Below are 12,466 nucleotides of genomic sequence, written 5' to 3'. Positions count from 1 at the left end.
AGACGACGCCCAGGGCCGACCGCCACGATCCGGCGGCGCGGGTCGGGTGCGCGCGCTGACGAGGTACGCGCTCGCGTTCCTGGTGCTGATCAGCGGGGTGACCCTCTTCCTCGGATACGCGAACAAGGCACGGTGCACCGGCCCGGAGTTCGACCAGTTCGGCCGCAGCCAGCCGGACTACAAGGAGCGCATCGACGGGGACGTCTGCTACTCCGACATCCAGCACCTCTGGCTCGGCCGGGACATCGACCAGCACGTCTTCCCCTATCTCAGCGGCGGCATCACCGAGGACGGCCAGCTGGTCGGCGGGGTCGTCGAGTATCCCGTCCTGAGCGGCCTGTTGATCTGGGCGGGCGCGCTGTTCGCATCCAACGACGCGCAGTTCCTGCTGGGCTCCGCGCTGGTGATGGCACCGTTCGGCCTGCTGACGGCCTGGCTGCTGGGTCAGCTCGCCCGCTGGCGAGCACTCGTCTGGGCCTTAGGGCCGCCCATCGTGCTCTACGCCTTCCACAACTGGGACCTCCCCGTCGTCGCCTGTGCGGTCGCCGCCGTCTACGTCCTCCAGCGGGGTTGGGGACGGGCGGGGCCCGATCGCCCGCTGATCGACCGCGCGGTGGCCGCCTCGGTGCTGCTCGGCCTCGGATTCGCCTTCAAGGTCTATCCGGGCATCTTCGTGCTGCCGTTGATGCTGTACGTGCTCTCCGGCGGCTACCGAGGGCGGGAGCTGCCCGCCGACGTCGCCGCGCGCGGGTCCCGGTGGGACGTCGTCGGCACGATCAAGGTGGCCCTGGCCGCCATGGTCACGGTCGTCGCGGTCAACCTGCCGTTCGCCGTGCTCGGTTACGAGGGCTGGCTGGCGTCCTTCGAGTTCCAGGGCAACCGGTTCGTCGACGTGACGACGAACTCGATCTGGTACTGGGGCTTCCGTCCGTGGTCGAACAACGACAACGCGGGCTTCCAGGGCGCGATGGACGTCATCTCGCCTGCCGCCGTCCTCCTGTCGTTCGTCCTGGCCTGCTGGCTGGGCTGGCGGCGGATGCAGCGCGACGGCACGTTCCCGTGGATTCAGGTCTCGGCGGCGATGCTGTGCGGCTTCCTCCTGCTGCACAAGGTCCACTCGCCGCAGTACGCGCTCTGGCTGCTGCCGTTCTTCGTGCTGCTGCGGATTCGCTGGGAGTGGATCGCGGCGTACTTCGTGGCCGATCTCGCGATCGGGATCGGGATCTTCCGCTGGCTCTACATCACCAATCAAGGGCTGCCCTCGACGATCTACGACGGCTTCGCGCCACAGGCGTTGATGATCGGAGTCTGGGGACGGGCGGCGCTGCTGGTGGCCTTGTTCTTCGTCTTCCTCGCCGCGCGCTCCACCGTCGATCACGAGGTGCCGCCGAGAGCCCGACGGCCCCGCCGAGGTGCGGCGCCGTCGATGTCCGGTTAGCGGCGGCGCGCGGGCCGGAGCGGCGGCGAATTGGTCGGGGGGCGTACCAACCCGCCGCCGCCGATGCTCAGTGTTGACTATCCGACCCGTTTCCGTAAGGGGTTCCTGCCCTCGACACCGGCGATCGAGTGAATTTCTCTCGACCGTCCGCTTTCGCACTGCCGGACTCTCACCGGGGTACCACGCTCTAGTTCGAACGTGATTCAGGTTTGTGCGGGTGTGCGAGGTCGAGAGGCCGACCGGGGGCGGTGACGTGATGCGTGATCAGAGACGGTGCGGCATTCGAGTGCTCTTCGGAGACGGCGTCATCGGGGTGCGGGACCGGAAGAAGGTTCGCGGCCCGTCCCTGCTGGTCACCACCGAGACCTGGCTGCGGTTCGTCCGAGCGGTGCGCCGCGACGAGTTCTTCGACTTCGACGTGCCCGACGAGCTGGTCGCCGGCACGGACCACGCGCCCGACGCCGTCGAGCGGACCGACGTCCTGGGACTGCCCGATCAGCGCACGCCGCTCGGCGGGGAGCCCGTCGAGTCCGAGCCCGCGGTGCTGGCCGGTTCGGTGATCCTCGGCTCGGCACGCCGGGTGAGCTTCCACCGCACGACGTCGGACGCGCCGTCGAGCACGCCGCCCGCGGGATCGTCCGTCCCGGACGACCTGACCGGGTCGCCTGCCGGCCGGTAGACGTCGCGCAGCACGAGCACACAGAGCGCGACCACCACGAGGTCACGGAGCACCACGGTGCCGAGGAACCACTCGATCGGCAGGCCCTTGTTCTCCTCGCCGAGGTAGAAGAACATCCTGGGCACCCACACCAGGGCGTCCAGCGCCATCCACGCGAGCAGCGGTCGCCAGCGCGGCAGCGCCAGCACCGCGAGCGGCACCAGCCACAGCGAGTACTGCGGACTCCACACCTTGTTGGTCAGCAGGAACAGCGCCACGACCAGGAAGGCCAGCTGCGCCACCCTCGGCCTGCGCGCGGCGGTGAGCCCGACGACGGCGATGCCCGCACACCCCAGCAGGAAGAGCACCACCGTCACCGTGTTCAGCACGACCGGCGTCTGGCCTGGCTCCAACGCACCATCGAAGCCCGCCCAACCCGTGAAGCCGCTGATCACGTTGTAGATCGAGTCCGGATCGGCGACGCGCTCGCTGTTCAGGCGATAGAACTCGCGCCAGCCCGCCGGATACGCCAGCGCGATCGGCAGGTTCACCGCGACCCACACGGCGACGGCGGCGATGGCGGCGCGCAGCCACGACTTCAGCCTGCCCGCCCGCAGACACAGGATCAGCAGCGGCCCGAGCAGGAACAACGGATACAGCTTCGCGGCGGCGCCGAGGCCGATCAACACCCCCGCGAGCACAGGCCGTCGTCGTGCCCAGGCGAGCATGCCCGCCGTGGCGAAGGCGGTGGCGATGGTGTCGAAGTTCGTGAAGGCGTGGACGACGACCAGCGGCGAGATCGCGACCAGCGCCGCGTCCCACGGCCTGCGGCGGGCCAGCAGCGTGACCGCCCAGACGGTGACGAGCCAGCCCGCGGCCAGCCACAGCGAGGTGATGGTGAAGTACACCGCCACCGGTAGCGCGGTCGGCACGAGGCCGGTCTCCGCGATGCCGAGCCAACCCCGGGTCAGCTCGGCGTTGAGCCACTGGAACATCCCGGTGACCACCGGGTACTCCATGTAGCGGACCTGCTCGTGATCGGTGCCCTCGTCCTCCACCCAGGAGTCTCGGTAGGGGAAGGCGCCGACGTCGAGATGCTCCGCAGTGTAGAGCGGCACGATGTCCGAATAGCACATCGCGACGTACTGCCGGTTGCCGCTCCAGTCGAGCTGTGCGACGCCCTGTTCGTCGACGTACTGCTGGATGCAGGGCGCCTTGAGACCCCAGCCCAGGGTGAGCGCGAGCGCGGCCAGGAGCAGACCGACGCGCAGCGGGCTCCAGAACCAGTGCCGTCCCACGACGGCGTGTCGACCGAGCGGTCCCCCGAACATCCGACTCGCGGTGCGGGCGAGGCCTTCCGTGTGCGTGGGAGCGATCCGCTCCTCGGGCGGCAGTGTCGCCGTGTCCACTCGACGGCCTGGGCCCAGTCGATCGGAGCCCGGTCGATCGGAGACCGGTCCAGCGGACTCCGGGTGCCGCACCGCCTGGTCGGCGGACGCAGGCATCGACGACTCCGGAATCGGCCGGTCCGCCGTCGATCCGTGCTCGGCGTGGCCGTCGACATCCGACACGTCGTCGGCGGACGACGCGGACCGGATCTCCCGCTCACTGGGCACGGGCGGATCGTACGTGCCCGCGTCCGGGCCTCCAGTGATCCCCCGAAGGCGCGGGCCCGGGTGTCGCCGAGGGCGCGGACGTGCCGAGACGACGAACGGGGCGCCCTGGAGGTCAGGGCGCCCCGTCGGTCGACGAGCAGACGGATCAGTCGGGCAGACGGATCAGTCGGGCAGCGGCACGTCCCGGGTGGGAACGGGGTCTGCTCCGCCGCGGCTGCTGGTGTCGCGACCGGATCCCGTTTCGGGCGTGAAGCCCCAGGGCGGCGGACCGTCGCCGCCGCCACCACCACCGCCGCCGTTGTCCTCGCAGGCCCAGGGGGGGCAGTTGCCGTCGGGCGGCGTCGGGCTGGACGGGTCCGTCCCGCCGTCACCCGGATCCGTGCTGCCGTCGCCCGGATCGGGCGAATCGGACCAGCCCGGCTCCTCGTCGTCCTCGTCGCGGCCGTCCTCGTCCTCGTCCCGGCCCTCGTCGTCCTCGTCGCGGTCCCGGTCGCGGTCCCGATCCCCCTCGGGCGGCTCCGGCGGCCTGGGCCGGGGCTGCTCGTCGAAGATGCCGATCCGCTCGATGTCCGTCGGGAAGCCCACGGCGTCCTTGTCGGCGAGGTAGCCCTCCATGAAGGCCTTCCACGCGAAGGCGGGGACGTTACGCCCCCAGAGCTGCTCGGTGGCGGGATTGGTCGCGGTGGCGTTGACCGTCAGCGCCGCGGGCACCTCGGACCCGACCCAGACGGCCACGGAGATCTGCGGCGTGTAGCCGACCATCCAGCCCGCCTGGTTGCCCGCGCTCTGTCCGAACTGGTGGGTGCCGGTCTTGGCCGCCACCTCCCGGCCGGGCAGGTCGTGACTGGTGTGCGCGGCGACCGGCTTGAGCACCTCGGTGACGTTGTCCGCGACGGCCTTGCTCCTCGGGCCGAACGCCTGCTCGCCCTCGTGGCCCTCGTTGGCTCGGTCGAGCAGCACCACGTCGTCCGGCCCGTCGCCCTCGTGGCCGACGAACTCGACGAAGTACGGCTCGTGGTGGATCCCGCCGTTGGCGAAGGAGGCGTAGGCGACGGCCATGTCGATGGTCCGCACCTCGTACTGGCCCAGCGCGATGCCCGCGGCGGTGAAGCCCTCGCTGTTCACGAGGGTCTTCGTCTCGCCGATCTGCTCGGGGATGCCCGCCGCGTGCGCGGTCTCCGCGACGGAACTCGGCCCGAACTGATGCGCCATGTCGATGAACGGGGTGTTCGCCGACACCAGCATCGCGTTGCGCACCGAACAGTGTTCGTTGGCTCCGGTCGGGCATTGCGCCGTATTGCTGAAGACGGTTCCCTCGATGTCGATCGTCTCGCGACCGTCGTAGAACTCGCCGATGCCCTGGTCTCGTTGAAGCCCGGCGGCGACGACGAACGGCTTGAACGAGGAGCCCGGCGGCTGCATGGACGCCGCGAAGTCGATGCCCGAGCTCCACTCACCGCCGTTGTAGGCCCGCACCGCCCCGGTCGCGGGGTCGACGGCCACCATCGCGCCTCGCAGCTCGTCAGGCTGACCCGCGAAGTGCTCCGCCATGACGGCCTCCGAGTGCTCCTGGGCGGCCTTGTCGATGCTGGTCCGGATGACCATGCCCTGGCGGCGGACCTCGTCCATCGAGATGTTCCGGCCCGCCAGCTCGTTCTCGATCTGCTGCTGGAGGTGTACGTCGGTGATGCTGCGTCCGGTGTTGCCCCCCGCGCCCCGGGGCAGATAGTCGGGGAACTCGACGGCGTCGGCCTCGGCCTGGGACAGGTGCTCCCGTTCGACCATCTTGTTCACGACGTAGTCGAAGCGGGCCTCCATGCCTTCCCGGTTGTTGTCCGGGTCGTAATGGCTCGGGGCATTGAGGATGCCCGCCAGGAACAGCGACTCGTTGAGCTCCAGCTCGGGGGCCGACTTGCCGAACCAGGTCTGCGCGCCCGCCTCCAACCCGTAGGTGTTGCGGCCGAAGGAGGTGAGGTTGGCGTAGGACTCGAAGATGTACGGCTTCGACTCCTCCTGGGTGAGCTTGAAGGCCTTCACCACCTCTTCGAACTTCCGGGCGTAGGTCCCGTCGTCGTTGCCGGTGGAGAGCTTGACGTACTGCTGGGTGATGGTGGAGCCGCCGCCGGTGCCGGTGACGGCCGCTCGGACGATGCCGACGGGCGAGAAACCCATGTTGTTCTCGAACGACGGGTCCTCGGTGGCGGTGACGCCGTTGTAGAAGTCCTCGGGGATGTCCTCGTAGCTCAGGAAGCGTCGGTCGCCCTCGCCCTCGCCGTTCGGAACGATCCGCAGCATCTCGCTGCCGTCGGCGTAGGTCACCGTGACGGTCTTGTCGAGGTTCGCGAGGATCTGCTCCGGCGACGGGGCGTCCCACATCTGGTAGCCGATGGCGAAGGCCACCACCGGGGTGAGGATCGCCAGACCCGTCATCACGTAACAGGTTCGTCGGACCCGCCGCCAGATCTTCTTGCGCTTGGCCTTCTTCACGGCCTCCGGCGACTCCTCCGCGTCGTCCTCGTCGTAGTAGTCGTCCTCGTCGTAGTCGTCGTCGATCCGGACGGGCTCGTGATGCGTCAGCAGCTGGGGCTCGATCTGTGTCGTCGGCTGCTCGTCGGAGGGCTGCATCATCGGCGTCGGCTGCTCACCGGGACGGCGTGGCCCCGGCCCTGTGCCCTGTCGCAGCGCCTGGGTGTGGGCGGGCGGCGGCAGCTCCGAGGACCCGTTGACGGGGCCGGGACCGCCGGGGGAGCCCACACCGGGGACGCCGCCGGGAGGAGTGCCCGGTCCCGGGGGTGCTCCCGCGTTCATACCCGCGACCGCGGCGCCGCCTGCCGCACCGAGGGCGGCGCCCGCGGCCGCGGCGCCGAGGGGCGACGGCCCGCCCTGGCGTGGCCTGCGCTCGCCGTTCTGCGGCGGCATGCCCGCCGGTCCGGATCGGCCGTCCGCCGGGGCGCCGTGCTGCGACCGGGTCGTGCCGGGGTGACCGTTCGGGCCCGCGCCGCCTGTCTGCGGCCCGCCGGGTCCTCGGCCGCCGGAGCCTGCGCCGGTCACGCCGTCCGGACGCGGACCAAGCGCTCGGCCCGCCGGACCGCCCACGCCGGGTCCGCCTGCCGCAGGGGAGTCGCCGGAGCCGAGCCTGTCACTCAGAGAGGCCGCGCCGGGTGCGCCTGCGGGGCCGTTCGAGCCCTGGGAGCCGCCTGCCCCGTTCGGACCAGGGTGGCCGTTCGCACCTCCCGGCGGCCGTCCGTTGGGAGCCTGCCCGTTCGGCGGTTGCCCGTTCGGCGGTTGGCCGTTCGGCGGCGGGCCGCCGGCGGGACGTCCGCCCGGCGCCTGCCCGTTCGCGGGCCTGCCGGGCGGCGGCTGGCCGTTGCGCGGCGAGCCGTTGGGCGCCGGATGGCCGTTGGGCGCCGGATGGCCGTTCGGGCCGGGATGACCGTTCGGGCCGGAGTGGCCGTTCGGGCTGCCCGAGGGCGGCTGGCTCGCCGGGCCGCGACGTCCGTCCGGCCCTGCGCCGTCGGCACCGTTCACCGCCGGACCGCCTGCGCCGTTCGGGCCGGGCCTGCCCGCGGGCGGCCGTCCGTTCTCCGGCCCGCCGGGGAAGCCCGACGGCGGCGTGGCAGGTCGTTCCTGAACGCGCGTCGCACCCGGGCGGCCTGCTTCGGCGGCACCCATGGGAGTGTGTGATCCGTCACGGGGCCTGTTCCTGCCGGGGAGACCGCCAGGATCGCCGAGATTTCCCGCGTCGCCGCGAGGCCCCGCGCCGTTCGGCGGCGGGGCGAAGGAGCCGCCCGGCGGCGGCTGATTCGGCCGAGGGGCACCGGGCGGTGGCGGACCACCGGGGGGCATCCCCCCTGGCGGACCCTGCCTCGGGGCGTCCGGCGGGCCGTCCGGCCGGGGCGACGGTTCACCCGCCGATCGAGGACGAGCGCTGCTCGCCTCGCCTGGGACATACGACATCTGGCCCTCCACCTGCGGCCTCGGGGTGTGGCCGGCAGGCGGCCTGCCGTTGTGTGCGTCGTTCACGAGTGGGCCTCCCACACCGACGTGCCCGACGGGCACGCAGTCCGGTGATCGTCTGTGCTCTGGCGCTCTCGCGCCCGCGCACGCACTGGCGACGGACTCACTCGGAGGCCGTCCTCCGCCGTGGGCGTCCGTCGTCCATGCCGCGCGTTCCCAAGACGTATGACTGCACCAGGTGGTTCCAACTACAGGTGCGGCAGACCTCCACCACGTAGACGGTGAACTCCTCGAAGAGGGTTGCCATCCTGGCGAGCTCGTCATTCGTCCTTGCTGATCCCGCCGCGTGCTTCAGTTCGTCGCCGTAGACCCAGGACACCTGGGTCAGGGGCTCCTTGCGGCACACCGGGCAGGTCACATCGCTTGCCTGACCATGAAACTTCGCCGCCCGCAACAGGTACGGACTGGCGTCGCAGACCTCCATCACCCCGACCCGACCGGAGTGGACGCCTGCGAGCAACGCCCTGCGCTGCAGCGCGTAGTCGACCACCTGTCGTTGGGTCCGCACGTTGACAGCGTACGTGTCGTGGGCCCACCGACGATGGGCCGTTCGGGGAGCGCGGCCGCGCCTGTCGTCACTCCACGCGCCCAGCGTGAGGGAGATGTATCGGACCGATATAGTGGGGTAATCCATCGCAGCGACGCGGTGGCGCGGTGGGTCTGCGGAGCTCAAGAACGGTGCTGGGAGGTGCGACGTGCTCGAACTGGCGGTGCTCGGTCTGCTGCACGAGGCGCCGATGCACGGTTATGAGCTGCGTAAACGACTCCACGCTCTGCTGGGTGCCTTCCGTGCGTTCTCGTACGGCTCGCTCTACCCGACTCTGCGCAGGCTTCAACTCGCCGGGCTGATCACCGACGAGTCTGCCCAGGACGCGGTGCAGCGGACCTGGAACCGACGCGCCAAGACGGTCTACAAGCTGACCGCCGACGGCAAGGAGCGCTTCGCCGAATTAGTCGCCGACGTGGGCCCGCAGACTTGGGACGACGGCTCGTTCGGCATCCACCTGGCGTTCTTCTCGCGCACCCCGGCGGAGGCGCGGATGCGGATCCTCGAGGGACGACGGCGCCACGTCGAGGAACGTCGAGAGGGATTCCGATCGACCCTGGGGCGGGCGAGCGAACAGATCGACCGCTACACGCTCGAACTGCACCGCATGGGTCTGGAGAGCTCCGAACGCGAGGTTCGCTGGCTCAACGAGTTGATCGCGCACGAACGAGCCGAGCACGAGGACCCGCCGTCGTCGGGGAGGCCGCGTGACTAGAAGAAGCAAGGACCACCGCGTCCAGCCGGCGACGACTGGCAGTCGTTCCCCGGTACCTGAGGATTCGAAGAAGGAGGACCCGGCAATGGGCGTAGATCGTCGTAGCGTGCGGGTGGCAATCGTCGGTGTCGGCAACTGCGCGGCATCGCTGGTGCAGGGCGTTCAGTATTACCAGGACGCCGCGCCGGACACCCAGGTCCCGGGCCTGATGCACGTGGAGTTCGGCGAGTACCACGTCCGCGACATCGAGTTCGTCGCCGCGTTCGACGTGGACGCCAAGAAGGTCGGTCGCGATCTCTCGGAGGCGATCGTCGCCAGCGAGAACAACACCATCAAGATCTGCGACGTGCCCCCGCTCGGCGTGCCGGTGCAGCGAGGCACGACGCTGGACGGGCTGGGCCGCTACTACCGCGAGATGATCGAGGAGTCCGACGAGACCCCGGTCGACGTGGCCGCGGTGCTGCGGGAGAGCGCGGCGGACGTGCTGGTGTGCTACCTGCCCGTCGGCTCCGAGGACGCCGCGCGGTACTACGCCGCCGCCGCGTTGGAGGCCGGTGTCGCCTTCGTCAACGCGCTGCCGGTGTTCATCGCCTCCGACCCGGAGTGGGCCGAGCGGTTCCGTGCCGCGGGCGTGCCGATCATCGGCGACGACATCAAGTCGCAGGTCGGCGCGACGATCACCCACCGGGTGATGGCCAGGCTCTTCGAAGACCGGGGCGTGCTCCTGGACCGCACCATGCAGCTCAACGTGGGCGGCAACATGGACTTCAAGAACATGCTGGAGCGGGACAGGCTGGAGTCGAAGAAGGTCTCCAAGACGCAGGCCGTGACCTCCCAGGTCGACCGCGACCTCGGCAAGCGCAACGTCCACATCGGTCCGTCGGACTACGTGCAGTGGCTCGACGACCGCAAGTGGGCCTACGTCCGGCTCGAAGGACGCGCGTTCGGCGACGTCCCGTTGAACCTGGAGTACAAGCTCGAGGTGTGGGACTCGCCGAACTCGGCGGGCATCATCATCGACGCGGTGCGTGCGGCCAAGATCGCGAAGGACCGGGGCGTCGGCGGGCCGATCCTGTCCGCCGCCTCCTACTTCATGAAGTCCCCGCCGGAGCAGTACGCGGACTCGGTGGCGCGGCAGCGGGTCGAGGACTTCATTCGAGGCGACGTGGAGCGTTGACGTCGGGCGGGCGGGCCGTTCGGCTCCGCCCGCACCACCTCGGCGGTGTCCGCCTGCTCGGCGAGGCACGCAGGGCCGCGCCTTTCGCGACGCGGTGGAGCCGCCCGCACGCGGACTTCGGAGGTCGATCGGCCATGATCCTCTTCGGCGCGGTGCTCGTCCTGGCGGGGCTGTTCTCCTACTTCATGGGTGAGACGGCGGTGTTCGGCCTCGAGCCGGACGTCGTCGGTCTGTCGCTTCTCGTGCTCGGCGGCGTGGTGCTGGCCGTCGCCGTGGCGCGGCGGGTCCGGGCGCGCCGTGACTCCCCGGAGACGGAGCCGATCGGCGGCCCGGTGCGCAGGCTGCGTGCCGTCCCCCGGCTGATCCGCTCGGCGGGCCGGGAGTATCCCGGCATGCGGCGTCGGCACCTCGCCCTGTGGGCCCTGGCGGTCGTCTATCTGATCTCGCCCGTCGACCTCATCCCCGCGTTTCTGCCGATCATCGGGTTCACCGACGACGCGGCGCTGCTGTTCTGGCTGCTCGGCGACGTCTCCGCCCACTCGGGACGCTTCTTGAACTGGGAACGGCGCCGGGGACCGTCCACGGAGATCTCGGCGGGGTCGAGGCCCGAGGCCGGGCGGGACGAGTCGGAACCGCCGGCGTCCTGACCCGCGCAGCGCCCCCTCGATCCCCGCCTGTCGGTCAGAGACGGATGTCCGGATCGACGGTCGCGGTGGGAGTGCACACGACGGCGTCGAAGGCCTCGGCCAGTGGGGTGCGCAGCAACGCGGACTGCGTCCGGATGCCGTCCAGCGCGGGTCCGTTCGTGGCGGTGTCGGCGGTCGGCCGCAGGTCGGTCAGGGTCGGCTCGTCCCCGCGCCCCGCCGCGAGAAGCGCGGCCTCGATGCTCCCCTCGGCCGGTGGCACCAGCCGAGTGTCGGCCACGGTGAAACCGAGGTCGGCCGTCTCGTCCGGATACATCTCGGGGGCGTGGTCGGCGGTGTGGGTCAGGGCGATCACCCGGTAGTCCCGGCCGAGCATCCGATGCAGATACAGACCCATCGGCAGCGCGGTGAGCACGCCGTCGAAGCTCACCGGGGTTCGTTGCACGTGGTTGTTGTGCGCGACCAACACGAGGCGGGCCTCGGGATCTGAGCGTTCCAGGTGCCAGCGCACGGATTCGGCCATGAACGACTCGCGCACCGAGAGGTCGGCGGGCTGCGGCACGCCCGCGAAGAGGCCGTGCATGGCCCGGAACATGTGGTCGGCGTGGCAGGCCGCCTCCACCCGGCGCAGCGCCACGTCGTATCGATGCCGGTCGCCGCGTGCCTCGTACATCGGGGCGGCGGCTGTGAAGCGCAGCAGCAGACGCCGCAGCGCCGCGGTCAGCGCGTCCTGCTCGGCGGAGGCGAGTCGGCCCCAGGCTGGGGCCGCCGCCGCGGCGGACGCTCCGGCGATCCGGTCCGAGATCTCCAGTGCGGCGATGACCAGGGGCAGGGCGTCCGGGTCGACGGCACGCAGATAGTCGGCGACCGGGTCGAGCGCGGGTCGTAGTGAGCCTCCGGCCTGTGGGATGTCGATGCCCGCGAACCGCAGCGTCGCCGTGCTGGTGCGGTTGTGCCGCCGCAGTCGGCGCAGCACCGCGCCACCCACTCCGTCGACGACTCGGCCGCCGAGCGGCTCGGAGTCGGTGCGGTGGGCGGAAGTCCGCCCGGCGTCGGTGGTCTCGGCTGTCCGCGACGTCTCGGCGGCGAGTCCGGCGTCGGCGACGACGCCCTCGCTGAAGCCGAACTCGACGGCCAGGACGGTGAATCCGCAGCGTTCGGCGAGGAATCGGACGATCCGTTGCTGGAGAAGGCCGAACTCCTGGACGAAGTGCGCGTTCTCTCCGACGGCGACGACGCGAGCGTCGCCGACGATCTCTCGCAGAGGCTCCAGGTCGTCCAGTGGCGCGTCCGGGTCCAGGCTGGTCAGGGTCGTCGTGTGGTGACGAGACCAGTCCGGCGGAGGGTCGTGCTCAGTGCGGTCGACACCCATGGTCGTCTGTCCTCGGTTCGCGGGCGGCGGGTTCGTCGTCGGCAGCGGCCGACGACGCGGCGGGTTCCGTCGCCGCGGTGACGTGGGTCGGCGGACGCCGGATCAGTCGTGCGGAGACGTTAACAGCGACGACGCCCGCGATCGGCGGGAAGCGGCGCGGTCGGCCGACGTATCCCCGGTGCCCGTCGCGGGAGGCGCGACGGGGCCGTCACCGGCCGGTGCTCGCCGAGCAGCCGACCGCCTCCGGTCCGACGACGTCCAGGTGTGCTCCTTGTGAGGTTC

8 protein-coding genes are annotated in these 12,466 nt (G+C 70.9%); 4 read left to right on the top strand and 4 right to left on the bottom strand.

Annotated elements, in window-relative coordinates; translation table 11 throughout:
* The first annotated feature begins 55 nt into the window (after positions 1 to 55).
* Positions 56 to 1,438, top strand: a complete 1,383-nt coding sequence (locus AHOG_RS27820) for a glycosyltransferase family 87 protein (RefSeq protein ID WP_221438903.1) — start codon at positions 56 to 58, stop codon at positions 1,436 to 1,438.
* 495 nt (positions 1,439 to 1,933) lie between these two features.
* Here the strand turns inward: AHOG_RS27820 and AHOG_RS27810 are convergent, their stop codons facing one another.
* The 3 genes from AHOG_RS27810 to AHOG_RS27800 form a co-directional block, all read right to left on the bottom strand.
* Complete coding sequence (locus AHOG_RS27810) at positions 1,934 to 3,427, bottom strand: glycosyltransferase family 87 protein (RefSeq protein ID WP_245857116.1); 1,494 nt, start codon at positions 3,425 to 3,427, stop codon at positions 1,934 to 1,936.
* A 447-nt stretch (positions 3,428 to 3,874) separates the two neighbouring features.
* The gene (locus tag AHOG_RS27805; protein ID WP_157737082.1) at positions 3,875 to 6,631 is read right to left on the bottom strand and encodes a transglycosylase domain-containing protein; all 2,757 of its coding nucleotides are present in this window, start codon (positions 6,629 to 6,631) and stop codon (positions 3,875 to 3,877) included.
* A gap of 1,201 nt (positions 6,632 to 7,832) precedes the next feature.
* A complete protein-coding gene (locus AHOG_RS27800; protein ID WP_093944884.1) occupies positions 7,833 to 8,237 on the bottom strand; it encodes a DUF5318 domain-containing protein in 405 nt (134 codons plus the stop codon).
* Positions 8,238 to 8,424: 187 nt separating this feature from the next.
* On the opposite strand from AHOG_RS27800, the gene AHOG_RS27795 reads away from it, so the two are divergent.
* The 3 genes from AHOG_RS27795 (at position 8,425) to AHOG_RS27785 (ending at position 10,815) form a co-directional block, all read left to right on the top strand.
* Positions 8,425 to 8,991: a PadR family transcriptional regulator gene (locus AHOG_RS27795; RefSeq protein ID WP_093943944.1), complete on the top strand. Its 567-nt coding sequence runs from the start codon at positions 8,425 to 8,427 to the stop codon at positions 8,989 to 8,991.
* Positions 8,992 to 9,076: 85 nt separating this feature from the next.
* Complete coding sequence (locus tag AHOG_RS27790) at positions 9,077 to 10,168, top strand: inositol-3-phosphate synthase (RefSeq protein ID WP_093943943.1); 1,092 nt, start codon at positions 9,077 to 9,079, stop codon at positions 10,166 to 10,168.
* 134 nt (positions 10,169 to 10,302) lie between these two features.
* Positions 10,303 to 10,815: a YkvA family protein gene (locus tag AHOG_RS27785; protein ID WP_093943942.1), complete on the top strand. Its 513-nt coding sequence runs from the start codon at positions 10,303 to 10,305 to the stop codon at positions 10,813 to 10,815.
* Between the two features lie 34 nt (positions 10,816 to 10,849).
* Here the strand turns inward: AHOG_RS27785 and AHOG_RS27780 are convergent, their stop codons facing one another.
* Positions 10,850 to 12,184: an erythromycin esterase family protein gene (locus AHOG_RS27780; RefSeq protein ID WP_093943941.1), complete on the bottom strand. Its 1,335-nt coding sequence runs from the start codon at positions 12,182 to 12,184 to the stop codon at positions 10,850 to 10,852.
* Positions 12,185 to 12,466 lie beyond the last annotated feature (282 nt).

The sequence above is a fragment of the Actinoalloteichus hoggarensis genome (assembly GCF_002234535.1).
GTDB classification, from domain to species: Bacteria; Actinomycetota; Actinomycetes; order Mycobacteriales; family Pseudonocardiaceae; genus Actinoalloteichus_A; species Actinoalloteichus_A hoggarensis.
This window is presented reverse-complemented; position numbering and strand designations above follow the sequence as displayed.